The sequence below is a fragment of the Arthrobacter sp. ok362 genome, assembly GCF_900102785.1.
Taxonomy (GTDB): domain Bacteria; phylum Actinomycetota; class Actinomycetes; order Actinomycetales; family Micrococcaceae; genus Arthrobacter.
The window spans coordinates 213,294-235,352 of the sequence record NZ_FNGC01000009.1; the positions used below are offsets into that span (position 1 = coordinate 213,294).

Here is a 22,059-nt window from a genome sequence, read left to right on the forward strand (position 1 = left end):
GTGGTGATGTTCTTCCTTGCCCTGGTGCTGCTCTGCGCCGGGGCCTTCGCATTTCTCAACGGCTTCAGGGACGCGTCCTCGTCGGTGGCCCTGGCCGTGCGGACGCGGGCGCTGACCCCAACAGTGGCAGTGCTGCTGGCAAGCCTGTTCAATTTCATCGGCGCCGGGCTCAGCGCCGCCCTGGCGCTGGCGGTGAGCCAGGCGTGGCTGTCGCTGCCGCCGGGCACGAACGGCCTGACGATCCTCCTGGCCGGGCTGCTCAGCGCCATCCTCTGGGGCCTCTACATGTGGTGGCGCGGCATCCCGGCCTCCTCCACGCATGCCTTGGTCGGCGGGCTCGCCGGGGCGGGGGTCGCGAGCGTCGCCGTCGGCGGTAACCCGGTCACCGGCGTTGACGCCTCGCTCCTGTCCCAGGTGGCGCTTCCGCTGCTGGTCTCACCGGTGATCGCCTATGCCGGGTCGTTCCTGCTGGTCTGGCCTGCCAGCTGGGCCGCACGTTACACGCCGCCCAACGTCGTCAACTCCCGCTCCCGGCGGGCCCAGGCCATTGCTGCCGGCGCCGTCGCCTTCGGCCACGGGCTGCAGGACGGCCAGCGCACTAGCGCGGTGGTCATCCTGGCGCTGCTGGCGGCCGGTCTCTCCGACGGCGGTTCCGTGCCGGCATGGGTAGCCCTGCTGACGGCCATCATGCTGTCGGCGGGAACCCTGGCGGGCGGCTGGCGGATTTCCTACACCATTGGCTACCGGCTGACCCGAATAGACCCCCTGCGCGGATTTGTCGCGCAAATGTACACCTCGGTGATGCTGCTCGTGGGCGCGATCGGGCTGCACTGGCCCGTCTCCACCACCCACACGGTGACGGCGGCAACCCTCGGCGCCGGCGCCAACCAAAGTTTCCCGGACACCAACCGGCTGCTGGTGATCCGCATCCTGGCGTTCTGGGTCCTGACCCCAATTGCCACCGCCGGCGCCGCGTTCGTCCTTCAACTGGCGCTCTCGCCGCTGGCTGGCCTCTAGGACCCGTCGATTGCTCCGCAAGTGCCCTTTTGAGTGCTCAAAACGGCACTTATGGAGCAATCGACGAGAAGATTGGTTTATCCGAAGCGGCCGGAGACGTAGTCCTCGGTGGCCTTCTCGGTCGGGTTGCTGAAGATCGTCGGGGTGTCGCCGAACTCGATCAGCTTGCCCGGCTTGCCGGTACCGGCAATGTTGAAGAAGGCCGTCTTGTCCGACACGCGGGCCGCCTGCTGCATATTGTGGGTCACGATCACCACTGTGTACTGGTCCTTGAGCTCGTTGATGAGGTCCTCAATGGCCAGTGTCGAGATCGGGTCCAAGGCGGAGCAGGGCTCGTCCATGAGGATCACCTGGGGCTCCACTGCTATCGCGCGGGCTATGCATAGGCGCTGCTGCTGGCCACCGGACAGTCCGGAACCGGGCTTGCCCAGACGGTCCTTGACCTCGTTCCACAGGTTCGCCCCTTGCAGGGAACGCTCCACCAGGACATCGGCCTCGCCCTTGGAGATCTTCGTGTTGTTCAGCTTCACGCCGGCCAGCACGTTGTCCCGGATGGACATGGTGGGGAACGGGTTGGGGCGCTGGAACACCATGCCGATCTGGGAACGGACCGTGACCGGGTCAACGCCGGGGCCGTACAGGTTGTCCCCGTCCAGCAGCACCTCGCCTTCAACCCTCGCACCGGGGATGACCTCGTGCATGCGGTTCAGGGTGCGCAGGAAGGTGGATTTGCCGCAGCCCGAGGGGCCGATGAAGGCCGTGACGGACTTGGCGTCGATGTTAATGTTGACGTCTTCGACGGCCAGGAATTTGCTGTAGTAGACGTTCAGGTCCTTGACGTCGATGCGCTTAGACATGGTGTTCCTTCACTTGCTGGAGGTATGGGCGGCGGGCGCGGCGGTGGCCTAGCGGCCTGTCTTTGGGGCGAACATGCGGGCAATCAGGCGGGCGCCAAGATTGAGCAGCATCACCATGATGATCAGCACCAGGGCCGCACCCCAGGCCCGCTGGGAGGACGGATCCGGGTTGGAGGGCGAGGTCGGGTTCAGGATCTGGGTATAGATGAACGTCGGCAGCGAGGCCATCCAGCCGCTGAACACGTTGGTGTTGATGGTGGTCGCGAATCCGGCGGTGACCAGAATCGGCGCGGTTTCGCCGATCACGCGGGCGATCGCCAGGGTGATGCCGGACGCGATGCCGGAGATCGCCGTCGGGAGGACCACTTTGAGGATGGTCCGCCATTTGCGGACGCCGAGGGCGTAGGCGGCCTCGCGGAGTTCGTTTGGCACGATCTTGAGCATTTCCTCGCTGGAGCGGACCACCACCGGGATCATCAGCACCGAAAGTGCGACGGCGGCAACGGCGCCTGTCTTGGTGCCCGGACCGACCAGCGCGAAGAAGGCGGCGGCGGCGAACAGGCCAGCGACAATCGAGGGGATACCGGTCATGACGTCCACGAAGAAGGTGATGGCCCGGGCCAGTGCGCGGTCCTCGCCGTACTCCACGAGGTAAATCGCGGTCAGCAGACCCACGGGAACTGAGATGAGGGTGGCGAGCACCGTGATCAGCAGTGTGCCCATGAGCGCATGGTAGATGCCTCCCAGCAAGGGGGCGCCTTCCTCGACGGTCTTGTTATCGAAAGCGCCGGTGACGCCGTTCATGGAGGTGGAGAGGAATCCGGGATCCAGGAGCCCGGGGAGCCCGTTGACCAGCACGGTCCAGATCACCGAGAACAGGGGCAGCAGGGCAACCAGGAAGGCGCCCACAACCAGGCAGGTGGCCAACTTGTCTTTGGCCTTGCGGGCGCCTTCCACAAACAGGCTCCAGCCCACCAGGCCGGCGGCGAAGAGGATGCCGGAGACGATCCCCCAGCCGAAGGCGTTGAAGCCGATCAGGGCCATGATCGCGGCGCCGAGGACCAGGGCAACGGCCACGACAATGTACGGCGCGGCCTTGGGCAGCTGGCCCTTGGTCAGTGCCGAGCGCTTGCGTACCGGGGTCAGGGTGGAGGTCATTTAGTTGGCTCCCGAGAATTCTTTGTGCCGGGTGATGATCCCGCGGGCGATCATGTTCACGCCGAGGGTGATGACGAACAGCACCAGGCCGGCGGCGATCAGCGTGCTGACCTTGAGTCCGCTGGCCTCGGGGAAGTTCAGGGCGATTTCGGCGGCGATGGTCTGGTTGCCGGACTGGATCAGGCTGGCCGTCAGGGCGCCGGAGGACAGGACCAGCGCCACCGCCATAGTCTCGCCGAGGGCGCGGCCGAGTCCGAGCATCACGGCGCTGATGATTCCGGGCCGGCCGAACGGCAGCACGGTCATCCGGATCATCTCCCAGCGGGTGGCGCCGAGCGCCAGCGCGGCCTCTTCGTGCAGCTTGGGGGTCTGCAGGAAGATTTCGCGGCTCAGGGAGGTGATGATCGGCAGGACCATGACGGCCAGCACGATCCCGGCCGTGAGGATGGTCTTTCCGGTGGCGGAGGCGGGACCTTGGAAGATCGGCAGCCAGCCCAAGTTGTTGGCCAGCCAGTTGTAGGCCGGGGAGATTTCCTTGGCGAGGAATGCAACGCCCCAGGCGCCATAAACCACGGACGGGATCGCGGCGAGCAGGTCAATCACGTAACCCAGGCCGGAGGCGAGTTTGCGCGGTGCGAAGTGCGAAATGAACAGCGCGACGCCAATGGCGATCGGCGTCGCAATCACGAGTGCGATCACCGAGGCGATGAGCGTGCCGATGACGAGCGGCCAGATGTAAGTGAAGAATCCTTCGCCGCCTTGGATCTTGTCCGGCGGGGCCACGAGGGCCGGGTACGCCTGGATGACCAGAAACAGTGCCACGCCGAAGAGCACGACGAGGATCAGACACCCTGCCGCCAAGGCGGCTGCGGAAAAGACTTTGTCACCGGTGTGGCCTGCGCCCCGGGACTTGGTCAGGGAGGTGGTGGTCACTTCACGGTCCTTCGGTTTGGATGGGGATCCGGGCGCCGGCTGCGGAGGCCTCCGCGGCCGGTGTCCGGTAAATCTAGATGTTCGGAACAAACGCGTCGGTTCCCTGCATCATGGCGGCCGCCGGTGACGGCCGCCATGATGCAGGGAACCTGGGTCAGGCTCGTGTTTCCACTATGCCTTGCGGCTCAGCGTAACCCTAGGCCTTGGCCTTGACAGCCTCGAGGGCGGCAACTGCCTTGTCCTGGAGGGTCTTGGGCAGCGGAGCCGACTTGGCGGCCTCGGCGGCGGCCTTCTGCCCGGCGTCGGAAACTGCGTACTTGACAAAGGCCTTGACCAGGTCGGCGGTGGCCTGCGTGTCGTAGGTGGTGCAGACGATGTGGTAGGACACGAGGACGATCGGGTAGGCACCGGCCACCGTGGTGGTGCGGTCCAGCTTGATGGCGAGGTCGTTGGCATTGCGGCCTGCAACCGGCTTGCCCTCGGCGACTGCCTTGGAAGCAGCGTCGGCGGAGATCTTCGTGAAGGAGTCGCCGACCTTGATCTGCGCCGTGCCGAGCTTGCCGCTGACAGCGGAGTCGTCTGCGTAGGTCACAGCACCGGGGGTGTCGGTGACGGTCTTGACGACCCCGGAGGTGCCCTTGGCGTTCTCACCCTTCAGGCTGGCGGGCCAGACGCCGGCTGCCTTATCGGTCCAAACCGCGGGGGCAACGGCGGACAGGTAGTCCGTGAAGTTCGTGGTGGTGCCGGAGTCATCCGAGCGGTTCACCGGGGTGACCTTGAGGTCCGGCAGCTGGACGCCCGGGTTCAGGGCCGCGATGGCGGGGTCGTTCCATTTGGCGACCTGGCCGCGGAAAATCTTGGCAACGGTGGCAGCGTCGAGCTTCAGGTCCGTGATGCCGGGCACGTTGAACGCCACGGCGATCGGGGAAATGTAGACCGGAATATCGATGGCACCGTTGGGGCCGCACTTGTCCTTGGAGCTGGCGAGCTCTTCATCTTTGAGGTAAGCGTCGGAGCCGGCGAACTGGGCCGAGCCGTCGAGGATCGCCTTGCGGCCGGCGCCGGAACCGTCCGGGGAGTACTGCACAGTGGCGCCGGGGTTCGCGGAAGCGAAGCTGGTCTTCCAGGCATCCATGGCCGCGCCCTGCGCGGAGGAGCCGATGCCAGTCAGGGTGCCGGTTACCGCGGGACCCGAAGCGGTCGCCGGTGCCGTCTGGGCCGTGTTGGTTGCGTTGTCCGAACCACAAGCGGTCAGCGCGAGTGCGCCGGCGGCGATAACAGCGATAGCCGCGTTGCGGCCGAAGCGGAGTGCCTTCACTAGATATACCCCTTTCAGGGCTATGCGTGCCGGGCCGGAGATGGCCAGCAGGGATGCGTACGGTTTGTACCTTTACCGACCGTAAGTGGCCCAGATGAAGAGAATTGCGGACCAAAGTGAACAGCCGGTTAACGACGCCGGGCTATTGGCTTACATCTGCCGGGCAGCCATTGTGTTCTGTGCGTCACAGTCGTAGCGGTTTCAGCGTGAGGACAGGGACCGGCCCGGCCCGTGCCGGCCGCCCGTGGTGCTGGCCCTGCTGACTGGCCCGGGCCGTGTCCTGCCGTGAACGGCCGGCCCCGGGGCAGCAAATAGACTGGAGGACATGGCCTCCGCGACTGGACTCTCCGCAAGCGCACGATTCCTGCGCGGCCGGGTCCGCACCGGCTTTGTGCGGAGCCGGAACTCCTTGGGCCCGGCCATCCAAATGACCACTTGCGCCGTGGGCGCCTACGCGTTCGCCGAATACATCCTGGGCCATTCCGGACCGCTGTTTGCGGCCACGTCATCCCTTATTGCCCTGGGTTTTTCCCGCGACCCCAGGCTGCGCCGCGTCATCGAGGTGGGCCTGGGCTGCACGCTCGGGATCGTGGTCGGCGACCTGCTGCTGCACTGGCTGGGCTCCGGAATCTGGCAGGCCGCCGTCGTTCTCCTTTTCTCCATCCTGCTGGCCAGGTTCCTGGACAGCGGGACGATCTTCACCACCCAACTGGGCCTGCAGTCGGTGCTCGTGGTGCTCCTGCCCGCACCGGTCGGAGGACCGTTCACGCGCAGCATCGACGCCGTGGTGGGAGGTGTGTTCGCGCTCCTGATGACCGTCCTCGTTCCCAAGGATCCGCGGCGCGAACCCCGGAATGACGTCAAGAAGCTCCTGCACGAGCTCGCCGAGGTGCTGCGCGAATGCGCGTCGGCGCTGAGCTACAGCGACTCCACCCAGGCCTGGCATGCGCTCATCCGCGGGCGGAACTGCCAGCCCCTCGTCGACGCCATGCGCCAGTCCCTGCGCGCCTCCGGCGAAGTGGCCACCCTGGCCCCCGCCTACCGGCGGCACCGGGAAGAGCTGGACCAGATGGAGCAGTCACTGGACTATCTCGACCTCGCACTGCGAAACAGCCGGGTCTTTGCGCGCCGCCTGACCAGCGCCATCAACCACGCGGCGCTCTCGGACGAGGCCACCCAGAACATCGCCGAGGTCCTGCAGGAGACGGCCGCCGCCGTCGATGAGCTCTCACTCGGCTGGGCGGAAGTCCACGACGGCGTCCGTCGCGCCCACCTGCGCACGGCCCGGGCCGAGCTGCGCGAGATCGCTGACCGCCTGCATCCCCGGTTGCTGGATGTCCACCGGCTCGAGGGCGAAACGGTGGTCATGCTGTTCCGCCCGCTCATGGTCGACCTGCTCGAGGCCGCCGGCGTGGACTCAAGGGAAGCGCGGGACATTCTTCCCCCGCTGTAGGGGCTGGCCGCCGCTGCGGAGGGCCTCGCTGTCGCCGACCCCCGATAGTGTGGAGCAATGGCTACGAAGACTTCCCGGGGGCCGAAGGCACCGGGCTATAAATGCGCCGAATGCGGCTGGACGACGGCCAAGTGGGTGGGCCGTTGCGGCGAGTGCCAGGCGTGGGGCAGCGTGGAGGAGACCGGCACCGCCGTCGCCCGGACGACGGCGGCCGCTACGGTCCTTGAACCGGCCCGCCGGATCGCGGACGTCGACGCCACCACTGCCGCTTTCCTGCCCACCGGCGTGGACGAACTCGACCGCGTGCTCGGCGGCGGGCTGGTGCCCGGCGCCGTCATTCTCCTGGCGGGCGAACCCGGGGTGGGCAAGTCCACGCTGCTGCTGGACGTCGCGGCCAAGTTCGCCCGCACCGCGCAGGACGTCCTCTACATCACCGGCGAGGAATCCGCTGCCCAGGTCAAGCTCCGCGCGGACCGGATCGACGCCGTGGCCGAATCCTTGTATCTGTCCGCCGAAACGGACCTCGGGCAGGCCCTGGGGCAGGTGGAGAAGCTGGAACCGCGGCTGCTGGTGGTGGACTCCGTGCAGACCCTCAGCAGCGCCGATGTCGAGGGCAGCGCCGGCGGGGTGTCCCAGGTGCGCGAGGTTGCGGCGTCGCTGATCGCCGCTGCCAAGCGCCGCAACATGACCACGCTGCTGGTCGGGCACGTGACCAAGGACGGCTCCATCGCCGGGCCCCGGCTGCTGGAACACCTCGTGGACGTCGTCTGCCAATTCGAGGGCGAACGGCACTCACGGCTGCGGTTGCTGCGCGCCGTCAAGAACCGCTACGGACCCACCGACGACGTCGGCTGCTTTGACTTGAACGAGGACGGCATCGAGGGCCTCGCAGATCCCAGTGGACTGTTCGTCTCTCGGACCAAAGAGCCCGTTTCGGGAACCTGCATCACGGTCACGTTGGAGGGCCGCCGGCCGCTGCTGGCCGAGGTCCAGTCGCTGCTCGCCGAGAGCGCCAGCTCCCAGCCCCGCCGCGCCACCAGCGGACTGGACAGCTCGCGGGTGGCGATGCTGCTGGCCGTCCTGCAGCAGCGCGCGGGCTGCCTGCTGCATAAGGACGACTCGTATGTGGCAACGGTCGGCGGGGTCAAGCTCAGCGAACCCGCCACGGACCTCGCCGTGGCCCTGGCGGTGGCTTCCGCAAAGGCCAAAAAGCCGCTCCCCCAGCGGCTCATAGCCTTCGGCGAGGTGGGCCTGGCTGGCGAAGTCCGTCCAGTGCCCGGCATCAACCAGCGCATCCAGGAGGCGCACCGGCTCGGCTTCACCCATGCCGTGGTGCCGGCCAGCCCCAACGGGCACGGGCCGGTTCCCGCGGGCTTCTCGGTCCGCGAGGTCGGCCACCTCGCCGAGGCGCTGGGACTGCTGCTCAGCTGACGCCGCGGCGGCCGGCCCGGTGCGCGTTGGCCCGCCGGCAGCCTTCCCTCCCAGTTACTCCGCCGGCCAGTCCCGCGGAGGCGCGGAAATCCGCGGGAGCCGGGCCTCCCTCGACCGCACAGAGCCGGGCAACTGGGAGGGAACGCCGGCCGGACATCCAAAAAGCCGTGATCGAGGTCAGCTGGCCGGCGAAACCTCTTGTCATGCATACCCCCTGGGGGTATGGTGATCTCATCCCGGCCAGACGATGAATGAATCTCCCCAGGAGCACGCATCATGGAACATCGGCACAGCAATCAACCCGTCGGCGGCCAGCGGCTGAGCGACCAGCACGAGGAGCGCGGCGGGCGGCCGCCACACGGCCCGCCTGGAGCTGGCGCTGCCCCCCAGCACCACGACGACCACATGGTGCACAGCCAGGGCCAGCATGCCGGGCACAGTGTCGCCATGTTCAGGGACAGGTTCTGGCTGACACTGGCCTTGGCCGTTCCGGTGGTCTTCTTCAGTCCCATGTTCGCGGATCTCCTAGGCTACGAGCCTCCCGCGTTTCCCGGCTCCGCCTGGATTCCGCCCGTGCTTGGTACGGCGATCTACCTATACGGCGGCCGGCCGTTCCTCACGGGCGGCCTCAACGAACTGCGGACGCGCAAACCGGGGATGATGCTGCTGATCGCCATGGCCATCAGCGTCGCCTTCATCGCCTCGTGGGTGACCAGCCTCGGCATCGGCGGCTTCGACCTCGACTTCTGGTGGGAGCTGGCGCTGCTGGTCCCCATCATGCTGCTGGGCCACTGGATCGAGATGCGCGCCCTCGGCTCGGCCCAAGGTGCACTGGACGCCCTCGCGGCGCTGCTGCCCGACGAGGCGGAACGCGTTACAGCCGACGGCATGGAGACTGTCAGCGTCTCCGAGCTCCGAGCCGGAGACTCCATCCTGGTCCGCCCCGGCGGCCGGATGCCGGCCGACGGCACGGTCAGCGATGGCCGGGCCGAGTTCGACGAATCGATGATCACCGGCGAATCGAAGACCGTCCTGCGAACACCCGGCGATCCCGTGGTTGCCGGCACCATCGCCACGGACAATTCCGTGCGGGTCCGGGTGTCAGCGATCGGCGAGGACACCGCCCTGGCCGGAATCCGACGCCTCGTGGCCGAGGCGCAGGCATCCTCCTCCCGGGCCCAGGCCCTCGCCGACAGGGCTGCGGCGTTCCTCTTCTACTTCGCCGCCGGCGCCGGCGTCCTCACCTTCATCTTCTGGACCCTGATGGGCAGCGTCAGCGACGCCGTCACCCGTACCGTGACGGTCCTCGTGATCGCCTGCCCCCATGCCCTCGGCCTTGCCATCCCGCTCGTCATCGCCATCTCCACTGAGCGGGCGGCCCGGGCGGGCGTCCTGATCAAGAACCGGATGGCGCTGGAGCGCATGCGGACTGTCGATGTCGTGCTGTTCGACAAGACCGGAACCCTGACCAGGGGCGAGCCGGAGCTCAAGGAGGTAGCGACCGCAGCAGGCACGGGCCCAGCCGCCGGCCGAGACGCAGTGCTGGGACTCGCGGCCGCCGTGGAGGCGGACAGCGAACATCCCCTGGCCCGCTCGATCGTTGCCGCCGCCCGGGAACGGGGAGTGAAGATTCCGACGGCGGACGGCTTCACGTCGCTGACCGGCCGCGGAGTCCGCGCCACGGTCGATGGCCGCACGGTCCAGGTTGGCGGCCCGGCCCTGCTCCGGGAGCTGGGCTTGCAGGAGCCGCGGGCCTTGGCCGCCACCACCGGCGCCTGGCTGGAGCGTGGCGCCGCGGTGCTCCACGTCGTGGAGGGCGGCACGGTCCTGGGCGCTGTCAGCCTCGAGGACGCCGTGCGGCCCGAGTCCCGCCAGGCCGTCCAGGCCCTCCAGGCACGCGGCATCAAGGTGGCCATGGTCACCGGCGACGCCCGGCAGGTGGCGCACGCCGTCGCCGCCGAACTCGCCATCGATGAAGTGTTCGCAGAGGTCCTCCCCGCCGACAAGGACAAGAAGGTGGCCGAACTGCAGGGCCGCGGACTGAAAGTGGCCATGGTGGGCGACGGCGTCAACGACTCCCCCGCGCTGGCACGGGCGGAGGTGGGGATCGCGATTGGCGGCGGCACGGACGTGGCAGTGGAATCTGCCGGTGTAGTGCTGGCCGGCAACGATCCGCGGGCCGTGCTGTCGATGCTCGATCTGTCCAAGGCGAGCTACCGGAAGATGTGGCAAAACCTCGTGTGGGCCACCGGCTACAACATCATCTCGGTGCCGCTGGCGGCCGGGGTCCTCGCCTTCGCGGGGATCGTCCTCTCCCCCGCCGCGGGCGCCGTGATGATGTCGGCGTCGACCATTGTGGTTGCCCTGAACGCCCAGTTGCTGCGCAGGCTCAAGCTCAACCCGGCCGCGGTCCGCTGACTGTAAGGACGCCCCCATGCCGGAAACCAGCCGCCGCGAGTCATCCTTCGGGAGATCCTATGCCCGCGTGGGTCCGCGGATGGACGCCCGCGGGGCAACGGAGCACCGCCGGCGGCTCGTGGAGGCGGCGCACGGCGTCGTCATCGAAATCGGGGCGGGCTACGGGGCCACCTTCCCGTTCTACCCTTCCGCGGTGTCCGGTGTGCTGGCCCTGGAACCGGACCCAACCCTCCGGGGGCTGGCCCGCGCCGCCGCCAGCACGGCTCCGGTGCCTGTCAGCGTGAAAGACGGCGTGGCGGAGGCGCTGCCGGCGGCGGACGCCTCGGTCGACGTCGTCGTCTCCAGTTTGGTGCTGTGCAGCGTGGCGGACCAGTCCGTCGCGCTGGCGGAAGTGGTCCGGGTCCTGCGCCCCGGCGGCCTGCTGCTGTTCTATGAGCACGTCCGCTCCACACACCGCGTGCTGGGGGCCGCCGAAGACCTGGTCGCACCGCTGTGGAGCCGGATGGCAGGCGGATGCCACCCGAACCGTGACACCGCCGCCATGATCCTCCGGGCCGGCCTCACCGTGCACGGGCTCGAGCGCTTCGGCTTTTCGGTCCTGCCAGGCAACCCGCGGCTGGCCCACGTGCTTGGTGTGGCGAGCAAGTCCTGAACCCACCCCCGGTAAGCAAAGCAACGTACGACAGAGAGGGGCGCCTGCCGCGATGGCAGACGCCCCTCTGGTCAATCATTCAAACCCGGCCGGTGGGGCCTGGAAGTTGGGCCTGGGCCGGCTAGGCCTTCTTGGGAGGCAGGGCCAGCTTGAAGATCTTGGCCCACGTGGAGCCGACCTGCTTCAGCAGCGGACCCGTGGTGTACGGCAGGCCGTAGCGCTTGCAGATCTCCTGCACCTTCGGCGCCACCTCCGCGTAGCGGTTCGAGGGCAGGTCCGGGAACAGGTGGTGCTCAATCTGGTGCGAGAGGTTGCCGGACATGAGGTGCATGAACTTGGAACCGGAGATGTTGGCCGAGCCAATCATCTGCCGCACATACCAGTCACCGCGGGTCTCGCCTTCGACCATTTCCTCGGTGAAGGTGTCAGTGCCCTCGGGGAAGTGGCCGCAGAAGATCACCGCGTGCGCCCACACGTTGCGGACAGCGTTGGCGGTGAGGGTGCCGTAGAGGGCCTGCTTGCCGGAACCGGTCAGCATTGCGACGGCGGGCGTGGCGGCGTAGTCCTTGGTGAACTGCTTCAGGGCCTTGCGGCCGAGGGCCTTCAGGTCCTTGTTCAGGGCTTCCTTGGACTTCCGGCCCTCTTTGTAGTCCACGAGCTCGAGGTCGTAGATCGCGATGCCCCACTCGAAGACCGGTGCCAGCAGCGCGTTGTAGAGCGGATTGCCCAGGTTGAAGGGCGTCCATTCCTGCTCCGGATCCATCCGCAGCAGGTTGTATCCGATGTCGTTGTCCTTACCGACCACATTTGTCCAGCGGTGGTGGAGGTCGTTGTGGGTGTGCTGCCAGGAGCGCGCGGGGGTGACGAAGTCCCATTCCCACGTGGTGGAGTGGATGTCCGGGTCCCGCATCCAGTCCCACTGGCCGTGCAGGATGTTGTGCCCGAGTTCCATGTTTTCCAGGATCTTGGCGAAGCTCAGCAGTGTGGTGCCGGCGATCCAGGCGGGCTTCTTCTTGCTGACCAGGAGCAGGGCACGGCCGGAGAGCTCCAGGCCGCGCTGGATCTTGATCATGCGGCGGATGTAGGCGGCGTCGGAGGATCCGCGCTTGGCGAGGATGTCATCCTTGATGGCGTCGAGTTCGCGGCCCAGCTCCGCCACCTGCTCGTCCGAGAGGTGGGCGGCCGCGGGCGGACGCAGCAGCGGGCTGCCGGTCTCGGCGAGGGCGCCGGGCCGCGTCTTCGCGGCCGTGCCCACCTTTGCCGCGGAGGCGCCGGCTGAACCGTCTGCCGTACCGTCTGCGACGGGGGTGTCGGCGTCGGAAAGATCCGGTTTGTTAGAAACAGTCGTCATGCGGTGATACTCCTCAGAGGTCGAGGTTAACGGGGCCGGCGGCTGCCGACACGCACGTCTGGATTAGTTGGCCGGGCTCGCCGTGCACTTCGTTCGTACGAAGGTCACGGACATGGCCGGCCCGCAGCGGGATGAGGCAGCTGTGGCAGATGCCCATGCGGCAGCCGCTGGGCATCAGGATGCCTGCGTCCTCACCGACATCGAGCAGCGGGGTGTCGCCGTCGGCTTCGATTTCGCGGTCGGAGACCTCGAAGGTGACCAGTCCGCCGTCGTGCCCGGCGCCGCCGGCGAGGCTGGTGCTGAAGCGTTCGATCGTCAGGGTGCCCGCCCGGGCCGCCGCGGCCTGCTGGGCGTCCTCGGCTTCGGCTTCCCACAGCGCCTCGGCGTCGTTGAGGAAGCCTTCCGGGCCGCACGCGTAGGCGGCGCGCTGGCGCCAGTCCGGGCACAGCCGGTCCAGGTCGGCGGCAGAGGTGAAGTCCAACCGTCCGTGCTCCCCGGTGAACCAGTGCGTGACGCGCAAGTTGGGGAACTGGTCGGCGAGCTCGGCAAGTTCTTCGTGGAAGATGGTGTCCGCGGCGGTGCGGGCCGTGTGAATCAAGACGACGTCGGAGTCGGGGCGGTGCGGGACGAGGGTGCGGATCATCGACATCACCGGCGTGATTCCGCTGCCGGCTGTGAGCATGAGCAGCGGGCGCGGGTGTTCGGGCAGGACGAAGTCGCCCTGCGGAGGCGCCAGGAACAGGACGTCGCCGGGTTTGGTGCCGCGCACCAGGGCCCCGGAGACGGCCCCCATGTCAGTGACGGTGATTGCCGGGTCCTGGCCGGCGGGGGCGCTGAGCGAATACGACCGCCAGTGGCGGACGCCGTCGAGCTCGACGCCAATACGGGCCCACTGGCCGGCAAGATGCGCTTGCCAGCCGCGGCCGGGACGGAAGAAAATGGTGGCGGAATCGGCCGTTTCTGGAACCACCTTAGTGACCACACCGCGCAATTGGCGGGCGGAAAACACAGGATTGAACAGCGACAGAATGTCTTCTGGAGCTAGGGGGGTGGTCAGTAGAGATGCGGCGCGCGCCAGCTTACGGAGCCGGATCATTCACCAATCTTATGTCAGATTGCGTCATACTTCTTCACCCAAGGCATACGATCGACTCGAGAAAACTATCCCGCCGCAACAACTCATCGGATTGTCCATGAACGCATCCCACGCCCGGAGGCCCGCCGGCCCCGCCCCCGCCTACGATCCGCCATGGCTGGCCCTGCCGCGGGAGGTCAGCGACATGCTGCGTCCCAGGATGCCCGGCATAGTCGAGGCCATCATCGAGGCCGTCCCGCAGCTCGTCCCGGCGTATGCCAGGCCGATTGAAGGCCGCTTCGGCAGGGGCCTAAGGAGAGGCGTGGCCGCTGCGCTGGACCGGTTCCTGCAACTGCCCGGGACCCGGTTGCCGGCGTTGTCCGAGGAAAGCCGGGAGCTTGTGGCGGGGCTGGGCAGCGGGGAGTTCCGGCAGGGACGGAGCATGGACGCGCTCCTGAGCGCCTACCGGATGGGTGCCCGCGTGACCTTCCGGGAGATGTCCAAGGTCTCAGTGGAACACCATCTGGGCCAGGGAGTCGTGGTGGATCTGGGCGAATCAATCCTCGCGTACATCGATGAGCTGTCCGCGGTCAGTGCCGAGGCCTACGCCTTTGAACAATCCGAACGCGCCGGAGCGGTGGACCGGCGCCGCACCGAACTGCTGGACCTGCTCCTGCTCGGCCAGGCCGACGAGGCGGCCCTGCGCCAGACGGCGGCGATGGCGGACTGGTCCCTGCCGCAGCGCATGGCGGTGGTGACGCTTCCGCTTGACCGGGCGGCCGGGCTGCGGCTGCGCCTCGGTCCCGGCACCCTTGTGATTGAGCGCGAGACCGACGTCGTGGCGCTTGTGCCGGCTCGGAAATCGCGGTCCGCCCGGGAGGACCTGGACCGTGCCCTGAAGGGGCGCGGAGCTTCCGTGGGGCCGTCCGGCGGCTGGGAGAGAGTTCCGGATTCACTCCGGCTGGCTGTGCTGGCGGCCGCGGCACTGCCTCCGCGCGAAGGGCCGGACGATCCCCCGATCTGGGCCGACGAGCACCTGGCGCAGGTGATTCTCGGAGCGGAACCCTCGGCAATCACCGAACTGGCCACCCGCCGGCTCGCGCCCCTGGAAGGGCTCCGGCCCGCGCAACGCGAGCGGCTCGCAGAAACCCTGCTCTCCTGGTTGCGCCACTGGGGCCAGCGGGCACCCGTAGCCGCCGAGCTCGGCATCCACCCGCAGACCGTGGGCTACCGGGCGGCGCAGCTGCGCGAGCTATTCGGCGACGCCCTCGAGGATCCAACGGCGCGCTTCGAACTCGAACTGGCTCTGCACGCCGGCCGGCGCTAAGCGCGCCTCGGACTACCCGGCGAGCGCCCGCCGGCTGTGCAGCCGCAGCTCCAGGTCGTGCATCACGAGCGCCGCCAGGTCCTCCAGCGCAGCAGTGTCCTCATCGCTGAACTCGCGGGGCTCACGGTCCAGGATGCACAAGGTGCCCAGGTTGTAGCCGTCCGGAGTGCGCAGCGGCACCCCGGCGTAGAACTGTAGGCCGAACTCGCCGGCTACGAGAGGGTTGGACAGCGTCCGGGGATCATTGATGGCGTCCCGGACAATCCAGGCATCGCCCTGCAGGATGGCGGAGGCGCACAACCCGGGGTCCCGGCCGATCTCCGTGACGTCCGTGCCGTGGTGGGATTTGAACCAGATGCGGTCATGGTCCACAACGCTGACAATCGCCACGGGCACCGAGAACATGCGTGCGGCCAGCGCCGCGATCCGGTCGAAGGCGCCATCCGCGGGGGTGTCGAGGATCTGGTACCGCTCGACCGCCTGCATGCGCCCGTCTTCATCGGTCAGCAGCGCGGCCTGGTCACGGCGGCGGCGTCCCGTGCCATTGATGACTTCCTGGCGCAGGGCCAGCGACACTTCCCTGGCCGGCGGGCGGGCCGCCGGATCCCTGTCCAGCATAGAGGTCAGCAGGTCCACCCACAGGGGCGCGAGCTCTTCGGGGATGTGCGGGTCCTGGAGCAGCCGGGCCAAGGCGGACTGGACCGGCGCGCCGGGGTAGGCCATCTTCCCCGTCAGGCCTTCCAGCAGGACCAGCCCCAGCGAATAGACGTCGCTGGCGGGGCCGGCGGGTTCGCCGGCGGCCTGTTCGGGGCTGAGGTAGGCCGGGGTGCCGGAGCTGTCGTCGGGGTCGCCGCAGTGGCCTTCGCGGATTGTGATGGCCACGCCGAAGTCGCTGAGTTTGGCGCGTGGGCGATGGTCCTCGGCGCTGTAGTCCACGAGCAGGATGTTGGCCGGCTTGACGTCCCGGTGGATGATGCCGTGGTGGTGGATGTGCGCCAGTCCGTCGGCGACATCGTGTCCGATCAGCGCCATGTGGGCCGCCGACAGCGGGCCCTCGGCCGAGCGGCGACGGAGGTCGGGGCCGCGGACGAGTTCCATCACCAGGTAGCTGCGCCGGCGGGTCGGGTCACTCAGGTCTGTCCCGGCGTCGAACAGTGTCACGAGGGCGTGGTGGGCCATCCCTGCCAGGATCCGCACTTCCTCGCTTTGCCTGCGGGTCCGCTCTTCGTCCGCTTCATTTTCGTACACGACGCCGTCGCGGAAAAGCTTGACTGCCACTTCGCGTCCCAGGACCTCGTCCGTGGCACGGTACACACTCGATTGGCTGCCCCGGCCAATGAGTTCTTCGATCCGGTAGCGCCCGCTGAGCAGGAAACCGGGGTCCATGGTTGTCAAAGGTCTACGTGGTCCCTCTAGTGGGGCCGCCGCTGGAATCGGGCGGATCAGTCCGAAGCCGGAAGCCTGTCCCGGCACCCGCATAAAAAGCAAGCTTACTTATGATAGCGCGGAAACCGGATTTCGGAGACCTCCCGGGGTCCCGGGGGTCTTTCGTCCGGGGCCTTGGCGCTATTTTGCGGGGTTGTGGGTCCCGATCGGCACCAAGGTGAGGTCAGGGTGGTTCTTTTCGATCCGGCGCAGGGCCCAGACGTCGTTGAACAGGGCCAGGTATTCCCCGTCGGAGCGCAACAGGACTTCGGCGCCGGGGACGTTGGCCAGCGCCGGCATGGCGTCCGCGGTCGAGATCCGGGCCATGGAATACGGGAGTCGTTCCAGCCGCATGGGGGCGCTGAAGTCGTGCGCCATGCGGTCCTCGACCACTTCGAACTGCATGGGGCCGACGGCGGCAAGAACGGGCGCCTGGTCACCGCGGATGTCGGAGCGGAGCACCTGGATGACGCCCTCGTGCTCGAGTTGTTCGATGCCGCGGCGGAACTGCTTGAACCGGCTCGGGTCCTTGGAGCGCGCCACCTGGAAGTGTTCCGGGGCGAATAGCGGGATCGCGGGGAACTCCACGGGCTGGTCCAGGAACAGGCTGTCCCCCACGCGGAGGGAGGAGGCGTTCACGAGGCCAACCACATCGCCCGGGAATGCCTCGTCGATCACCTCGCGTTCGCGGCCGAAGACCTGCTGGGCGTACTTGGTGGCGAAGGATTTCCCTGTCCGCGTCTGGGTAACCACCATGCCGCGCTCGAACATGCCGGAGCAGACCCGGATGAAGGCAACGTGGTCACGATGGGCCTTGTTCATGCCCGCCTGGACTTTGAAGACGAATCCGGCGAACGGGGCATCGACCGGGCGGGGCTCACCTTCGACGTCGGGCCGCGGGGCAGCGGGCGGGGCAAAGTCGACGAGGGCGTCGAGGATTTCCTTCACACCGAAGTTCAGCGCGGCTGAGCTGAAGAGGATCGGCGTCGCCTTGCCGGCGTGGAAGGCCTCGACGTCGAACGCCAGGTTGGATTCGATGACCAGCCCGGCCTCGTCCACGGCATTGGACCAGTCCTCGCCCTGGCTGGCCGCGGCCTCGTCCGGGGTGAAGTACTCGGTGAGGGCGATGTTGGCGCCGGAGTTGTTGCGCTTGAACTGCGCGAACCGGTCATTGCGCAGGTCCCAGACGCCGCGGAAGTCGCCGGAGATGCCCACGGCCCAGGTCAGCGGCATGGGCTGCAGTCCGGTGCGCTCGGTGATCTCGTCCATGAGGGCCAAGGCGTCAAGGCCGGGCCGGTCCCACTTGTTGATGACCGTGATGATGGGCAGGTTGCGCTGCTTGCAGACCTCGAAAAGCTTCATTGTCTGGGTTTCCAGGCCCTTCGCGGCGTCGACCAGCATGACGGCGCAGTCCACGGCCGCGAGCACGCGGTAGGTGTCCTCGGAGAAGTCCGCGTGGCCCGGGGTGTCCAGGAGGTTGATGACCGTGTCCCGGTAGCCGAACTGCAGCGCGGCGGAGCTGATGGAGATGCCGCGGTCCTTTTCCATCTGCATCCAGTCCGAGACTGTCTCCTTGCGGTTGGCCTTGCCGCTGGAGGCGCCGGCAGTGCCGATCACCTTTGCGTGCAGCGCGAGGGCCTCCGTCAGGGTGGATTTGCCGGCGTCGGGGTGCGAAATGACCGCGAAAGTCCGGCGCCGGGCCGCCTGCTTGTGAATCTCCTGGACTCGGGCGGGGCTGAGGACTTCTTGAGACACGATGCTACTTTCGCTGCGGCTGTGGACGGGTCACGGCGCGGAGAGCCCGCGGTACACCCAAGGGTCCAAGTTTATCGCAGGCCGCGGACCGCGCACGAAGCGGGGGCCATTCAGCGCCAAAATGCCTTCGCGGACGGGACCCGGGACAGCCGTTCCGGAGGCTCCCGGCGGCACGCCGCGATGGACCACTTTAAGGCTTGCCTGTGCGGAAGTGGCTGTGCTTTACCCCTATCATGGGGAGAGCGGGGAACTGAGTACTTTTGATCCTGCCGGGGGACCCTGGAAACCGGCGCACTTGCAGGCTCTCGCCTGCACCTTTGAAGGGAAATCTATGGCTCGGAGCCCTGAAGATGCGCTGAAGGCGACCCTGGCCAGGGTGGCACCGGGCACCGCCCTTCGCGACGGCCTGGAACGCATCCTCCGCGGACGGACAGGCGCGCTGATCGTGCTGGGCATTGACAGGACCATCGAGTCCATCTGTTCGGGCGGCTTCGAGATCGGCATCGATTTCTCCCCCACCCGGCTGAGGGAACTGGCGAAGATGGACGGTGCCATCGTCTGCGATAAGGATGCCAGCAACATCCTGCGAGCGGCGGTCCAGCTCGTCCCGGACTCGAGCATCGAAACGCAGGAATCGGGCACCAGGCACCGGACCGCGGAACGGGTGGCCATCCAGACTGGCGTACCGGTCATTTCGGTCAGCCAGTCAATGCAGATCATCGCGCTGTACGTGCACGGGTTGCGCCACGTCCTGGAGGGCTCCGAGAAGGTCCTGGCCCGCGCCAACCAGGCCCTGGCAACCCTGGAACGCTACCGTTCGCGCCTGGACCAGGTGACCAGCTCACTCTCCGCCCTGGAAATCGAGGCCATGGTGACGGTCCGCGATGTCGCCGTCACGCTTCAGCGCCAGGAAATGGTGCGCAGGATCTCCGAGGAAATCTCCCAATATGTCCTGGAACTGGGCGAGGACGGCCGCCTGCTCTCACTGCAGCTGGACGAGCTCACCGTGGGCCGCGGCCCGGGCAGCGACGTCATCATCCGCGACTACTCCGGTCCGGCCGCAACTGCGGAGGACATCGACAGCGCGGTCAAGGCCCTCGTCAGCCTGGGCCCAACCGAGCTGATCGATCTGGGCAAGATCGCCGGGATCGTCGGCTTCGCCGGCGGCGAGGCCAACCTTGACGCCGTCGTGCAGCCGAGCGGCTACCGCCTGCTCTCCGGCCTCAAGGCCGTGCCGAAGGCCGTCGCCGACCGGCTCGTCGACCACTTTGGCGGCCTGCAGTTCCTGATGGCGGCAACGATCGATGACCTCATGACCGTGGACGGGATCGGCGACCAGCGCGCCAGGACCGTCAGGGAAGGCCTGAGCCGCATGGCCGAGGCCAGCCTGCTGGACCGCTTCCTCTAACCCCTCCCCCAAACCCCGTCCAGTGCTCCCCACCGGCCCCCTCGCCTCGCAAGCTCGGCCAGGGAACCCTGCCGGCGTGGGCCCAGATGCCCTTTGAGGGCCCAAAGGGCACCCACGTAACACTCGACGGGGTAATGGGGATTAGTTGAGTTGGAACACGGCCTTGGGACTGGTTTTGTTCGCCAGCCGGGCGGTGAAGACATAGTAGGCCCCGCCGGCTCCGGGCTTGGCGTCGACGGGTGTGCAGCCCTGCACCGTGCGGTTGCGCTGCCACGGGAAGTTCGCGGTCTCGCTCTTGCCCGGAGCAATGGTCTTGGTCAGGTCCGTGCTCTCCGCCTGGCAGTCCTTGGAGGAGAAGATCCGGTCCGAGCCGCTGGTGATCATGTACTCCATCTGCGAGGTCCCGATGTTGATCTCGCAGGGCACCTTGTTGTTGTTGGTCACCGTGAGGCTTAGCAGCGGCTTCTCACCGGCGGCATAGTCCTGTTTGTCGGTGGCAGCCGTGACGGTCACCAGATTCTGCTCGCAGCCATCGCCCGATGTGGCCGTGGGTGAGGCCGAAGGATCCCGGGACGCCGTGGGGCTCCCCGACGCGGACGCAGTCGGCTGGCTCGCCGGCGCCGCTGCGGATGGCTGGTCGCCGGAAGGCTGGCCGCCGCTCATGGCACTCGAGACCGCGACAAAGCCGCCGAAGGCCACGGCGAGAACGACCAGCAGAACCACGCCGGCAAACAGCCGGCGACGGCGGTAAACCGGGTGGAGCGGGGGCCGCCCGGGCTTCCGTCCGGTTCGTCCTGGGGGCGACCCTTTCGGCCGCGAACCGCCCGTTCCTGAACTGCCTTGCCTGACCATTCTTCTAGCCTAGAGAACTGCGCGGGCGATGGCGCCCGACCACGCCGCGGGACCTGCCGCCGTCCCGATCCTTTACCCCGATCTATTACGCTGAATGGATCGAAACTTTAACCCCAACGCCCCCAATATCCGCCGCGGCACAGCGGGAACACCTGCCCGCCGGGCCGCGCGCCCGCGCAGCGGATCTACCCGCGCTCCATGCCGCCCTGGACGACTGGTTCGCATCCAATGCAAGGGAACTGCCGTGGCGGGCTGCGGAGTGCACACCCTGGGGCGTGCTGGTCAGCGAGGTCATGCTCCAGCAGACGCCGGTGGTCCGGGTCCTGCCGGTCTGGGAGGAATGGCTGCGCCGCTGGCCCGAACCGTCCGCCCTGGCCGGCGAACCCGCCGGGGAAGCCGTCCGGTCCTGGGGCCGGCTGGGGTATCCCCGCCGTGCCCTGCGACTGCACGCGGCCGCCGTGGCGATCACGGACAGCCACGGCGGTGCCGTCCCTGGCTCCTACACCGAGCTCCTGGAACTCCCCGGCGTGGGCAGCTACACGGCGGCGGCCGTAGCGGCGTTCGCCTATGGGCGCCGCGAAACGGTGGTGGACACCAACATCCGCCGGGTCCACGCGCGGCTGGTCTCCGGGTCGGCCCTGCCGGCGCAGGCCCTGACAGCGGCCGAAATGCGGCTGGCGGCGTCCCTGCTCCCCGACGACACTGGCGCCTCGGTGCGCTGGAACGCCGCCGTCATGGAACTCGGCGCCCTGGTCTGCACAGCGCGGGCCCCCAAATGCGGCCAGTGCCCTGTCCGGGAGTCCTGCGCCTGGCTGGCGGCCGGCGAGCCGGCGCCGACGTACACGCCCAAGGGACAGGCCTGGCACGGCACGGACCGGCAGGTGCGCGGCGCCGTGATGGCCGTCCTGCGGGTAGCCGAGGACCCTGTGGCGCCGGCGCTGTTCCACCACGCTCCCGCGGACCTGGGCTTCGAACCGCACGGAATCGCGATCCCGCTCACGGCCCTGCACCGGCTCAACGCGGCGCCCGAGCAGCTGGAACGGGCGCTGGCCGGCCTGCTGGGCGACGGCCTCGCGGAACTGCACCGGGGCGGCTTCCGGCTCCCGGGCTGAGGATCTACGCTGGAGGATGCGCAAGCTGGCGGCTGCGGCCGCGCTGGCCCTCACCGCCGTCCTGGCGTCCTCATGCCGGGCCGAGACCATTTGTCCGGCGATCGCCCAGGCGCCGCTTGTGACGCTCACCGTCGCCCGGGAGTACGCCCCAACAGTGAAAACCGTCCATCTCAAGGTCTGCCAGGACGGCCGCTGCAAAGAGGCAGACCTCCAACTCGTACCTGGGAGCGTCGCCGTGGACCAGGGCTGTGAACCTGCCCCCTCAGGCGGCGACGGCGTCTGCTCGGCAACCTCCTCCCCCGACGGCACCCTGACCGGCATGCTGATGATGGAGCCATTGACCGCCAGCAGCGTCGAGGTGACGGCCACGGGCACGGATGCCGCCGGGAACCCGCTACCGAAACGGACCGTGGCCTTCACACCCCGGGTGGTGCACCCGTTTGGGGAGCAGTGCGGAGCCTTCAACACGGCCGGCGTGGTACTCGACGCGGCGGGCCTTCGGCAGGCACCCTAGCCG

18 protein-coding genes are annotated in these 22,059 nt (G+C 68.0%); 9 read left to right on the top strand and 9 right to left on the bottom strand.

The window, feature by feature from the left end; all coding sequences use genetic code 11:
- Positions 1–1,017 (top strand): inorganic phosphate transporter, encoded by a 1,017-nt coding sequence (locus tag BLQ10_RS13620; protein WP_091562927.1) that lies wholly within the window; start codon positions 1–3, stop codon positions 1,015–1,017.
- Between the two features lie 77 nt (positions 1,018–1,094).
- On the opposite strand, the gene pstB is transcribed toward BLQ10_RS13620, so the two are convergent.
- The 4 genes from pstB to pstS form a co-directional block, all read right to left on the bottom strand.
- A complete protein-coding gene (gene pstB, locus BLQ10_RS13625; protein ID WP_091562929.1) occupies positions 1,095–1,874 on the bottom strand; it encodes a phosphate ABC transporter ATP-binding protein PstB in 780 nt (259 codons plus the stop codon).
- Positions 1,875–1,922: 48 nt separating this feature from the next.
- Positions 1,923–3,032, bottom strand: coding sequence for a phosphate ABC transporter permease PstA (gene pstA, locus BLQ10_RS13630; protein ID WP_091562932.1), 1,110 nt, complete (start codon positions 3,030–3,032; stop codon positions 1,923–1,925).
- Positions 3,033–3,965 carry a phosphate ABC transporter permease subunit PstC gene (pstC, locus tag BLQ10_RS13635; RefSeq protein ID WP_091562934.1) on the bottom strand — a complete coding sequence of 311 codons (933 nt, stop codon included), beginning with the start codon at positions 3,963–3,965 and terminating at the stop codon, positions 3,033–3,035. It lies immediately after the preceding gene.
- A gap of 196 nt (positions 3,966–4,161) precedes the next feature.
- Complete coding sequence (gene pstS / locus BLQ10_RS13640; protein WP_091562935.1) at positions 4,162–5,283, bottom strand: phosphate ABC transporter substrate-binding protein PstS; 1,122 nt, start codon at positions 5,281–5,283, stop codon at positions 4,162–4,164.
- 325 nt (positions 5,284–5,608) lie between these two features.
- On the opposite strand from pstS, the gene BLQ10_RS13645 reads away from it, so the two are divergent.
- From BLQ10_RS13645 to BLQ10_RS13660, 4 genes are all read left to right on the top strand, one after another.
- The gene (locus BLQ10_RS13645) at positions 5,609–6,736 is read left to right on the top strand and encodes an FUSC family protein (protein WP_091562938.1); all 1,128 of its coding nucleotides are present in this window, start codon (positions 5,609–5,611) and stop codon (positions 6,734–6,736) included.
- Between the two features lie 57 nt (positions 6,737–6,793).
- Positions 6,794–8,167, top strand: a complete 1,374-nt coding sequence (gene radA, locus BLQ10_RS13650; protein WP_091562940.1) for a DNA repair protein RadA — start codon at positions 6,794–6,796, stop codon at positions 8,165–8,167.
- A 276-nt stretch (positions 8,168–8,443) separates the two neighbouring features.
- Complete coding sequence (locus BLQ10_RS13655; RefSeq protein ID WP_254785551.1) at positions 8,444–10,585, top strand: copper-translocating P-type ATPase; 2,142 nt, start codon at positions 8,444–8,446, stop codon at positions 10,583–10,585.
- 16 nt (positions 10,586–10,601) lie between these two features.
- Positions 10,602–11,237: a class I SAM-dependent methyltransferase gene (locus tag BLQ10_RS13660; protein ID WP_091562942.1), complete on the top strand. Its 636-nt coding sequence runs from the start codon at positions 10,602–10,604 to the stop codon at positions 11,235–11,237.
- Between the two features lie 121 nt (positions 11,238–11,358).
- Here BLQ10_RS13660 and BLQ10_RS13665 read toward each other — a convergent pair whose 3' ends face one another.
- The gene (locus BLQ10_RS13665) at positions 11,359–12,588 is read right to left on the bottom strand and encodes a fatty acid desaturase family protein (RefSeq protein ID WP_254785552.1); all 1,230 of its coding nucleotides are present in this window, start codon (positions 12,586–12,588) and stop codon (positions 11,359–11,361) included.
- Positions 12,589–12,601: 13 nt separating this feature from the next.
- Complete coding sequence (locus BLQ10_RS13670; RefSeq protein WP_091562945.1) at positions 12,602–13,684, bottom strand: ferredoxin reductase; 1,083 nt, start codon at positions 13,682–13,684, stop codon at positions 12,602–12,604.
- A gap of 97 nt (positions 13,685–13,781) precedes the next feature.
- Between BLQ10_RS13670 and BLQ10_RS13675 the strand changes: the two genes are divergently transcribed.
- The gene (locus BLQ10_RS13675; RefSeq protein WP_091562947.1) at positions 13,782–14,990 is read left to right on the top strand and encodes a PucR-like N-terminal domain-containing protein; all 1,209 of its coding nucleotides are present in this window, start codon (positions 13,782–13,784) and stop codon (positions 14,988–14,990) included.
- Positions 14,991–15,002: 12 nt separating this feature from the next.
- Here the strand turns inward: BLQ10_RS13675 and BLQ10_RS13680 are convergent, their stop codons facing one another.
- Together BLQ10_RS13680 and BLQ10_RS13685 are read right to left on the bottom strand one after the other, a co-directional pair.
- Positions 15,003–16,376 carry a protein kinase domain-containing protein gene (locus BLQ10_RS13680; protein WP_091562949.1) on the bottom strand — a complete coding sequence of 458 codons (1,374 nt, stop codon included), beginning with the start codon at positions 16,374–16,376 and terminating at the stop codon, positions 15,003–15,005.
- Positions 16,377–16,556: 180 nt separating this feature from the next.
- Positions 16,557–18,170: a peptide chain release factor 3 gene (locus BLQ10_RS13685; protein WP_091562952.1), complete on the bottom strand. Its 1,614-nt coding sequence runs from the start codon at positions 18,168–18,170 to the stop codon at positions 16,557–16,559.
- 331 nt (positions 18,171–18,501) lie between these two features.
- Here BLQ10_RS13685 and disA point away from each other — a divergent pair, with 331 nt between their 5' ends.
- Complete coding sequence (disA, locus tag BLQ10_RS13690; protein WP_091562955.1) at positions 18,502–19,578, top strand: DNA integrity scanning diadenylate cyclase DisA; 1,077 nt, start codon at positions 18,502–18,504, stop codon at positions 19,576–19,578.
- A gap of 141 nt (positions 19,579–19,719) precedes the next feature.
- Here disA and BLQ10_RS13695 read toward each other — a convergent pair whose 3' ends face one another.
- Positions 19,720–20,301, bottom strand: a complete 582-nt coding sequence (locus BLQ10_RS13695) for a hypothetical protein (protein ID WP_091562956.1) — start codon at positions 20,299–20,301, stop codon at positions 19,720–19,722.
- A 404-nt stretch (positions 20,302–20,705) separates the two neighbouring features.
- Here BLQ10_RS13695 and BLQ10_RS13700 point away from each other — a divergent pair, with 404 nt between their 5' ends.
- Positions 20,706–21,542 (top strand): HhH-GPD family protein, encoded by an 837-nt coding sequence (locus tag BLQ10_RS13700; RefSeq protein ID WP_302847320.1) that lies wholly within the window; start codon positions 20,706–20,708, stop codon positions 21,540–21,542.
- 16 nt (positions 21,543–21,558) lie between these two features.
- Positions 21,559–22,056, top strand: a complete 498-nt coding sequence (locus BLQ10_RS13705; protein ID WP_091562960.1) for a hypothetical protein — start codon at positions 21,559–21,561, stop codon at positions 22,054–22,056.
- The last annotated feature ends 3 nt before the right edge of the window (positions 22,057–22,059 follow it).

Excerpts from the sequence above, each read along its gene's own strand:
- pstB (WP_091562929.1), bottom strand. The coding sequence starts at position 1,874 with ATGTCTAAGCGCATCGACGTCAAGGACCTGAACGTCTACTACAGCAAA.
- BLQ10_RS13670 (WP_091562945.1), bottom strand. The coding sequence starts at position 13,684 with ATGATCCGGCTCCGTAAGCTGGCGCGCGCCGCATCTCTACTGACCACC.
- BLQ10_RS13645 (WP_091562938.1), top strand. The coding sequence starts at position 5,609 with ATGGCCTCCGCGACTGGACTCTCCGCAAGCGCACGATTCCTGCGCGGC.
- BLQ10_RS13705 (WP_091562960.1), top strand. The coding sequence starts at position 21,559 with ATGCGCAAGCTGGCGGCTGCGGCCGCGCTGGCCCTCACCGCCGTCCTG.
- disA (WP_091562955.1), top strand. The coding sequence starts at position 18,502 with ATGGCTCGGAGCCCTGAAGATGCGCTGAAGGCGACCCTGGCCAGGGTG.
- radA (WP_091562940.1), top strand. The coding sequence starts at position 6,794 with ATGGCTACGAAGACTTCCCGGGGGCCGAAGGCACCGGGCTATAAATGC.
- BLQ10_RS13660 (WP_091562942.1), top strand. The coding sequence starts at position 10,602 with ATGCCGGAAACCAGCCGCCGCGAGTCATCCTTCGGGAGATCCTATGCC.
- BLQ10_RS13665 (WP_254785552.1), bottom strand. The coding sequence starts at position 12,588 with ATGACGACTGTTTCTAACAAACCGGATCTTTCCGACGCCGACACCCCC.
- BLQ10_RS13675 (WP_091562947.1), top strand. The coding sequence starts at position 13,782 with ATGAACGCATCCCACGCCCGGAGGCCCGCCGGCCCCGCCCCCGCCTAC.
- pstA (WP_091562932.1), bottom strand. The coding sequence starts at position 3,032 with ATGACCTCCACCCTGACCCCGGTACGCAAGCGCTCGGCACTGACCAAG.
- BLQ10_RS13655 (WP_254785551.1), top strand. The coding sequence starts at position 8,444 with ATGGAACATCGGCACAGCAATCAACCCGTCGGCGGCCAGCGGCTGAGC.
- BLQ10_RS13680 (WP_091562949.1), bottom strand. The coding sequence starts at position 16,376 with ATGGACCCCGGTTTCCTGCTCAGCGGGCGCTACCGGATCGAAGAACTC.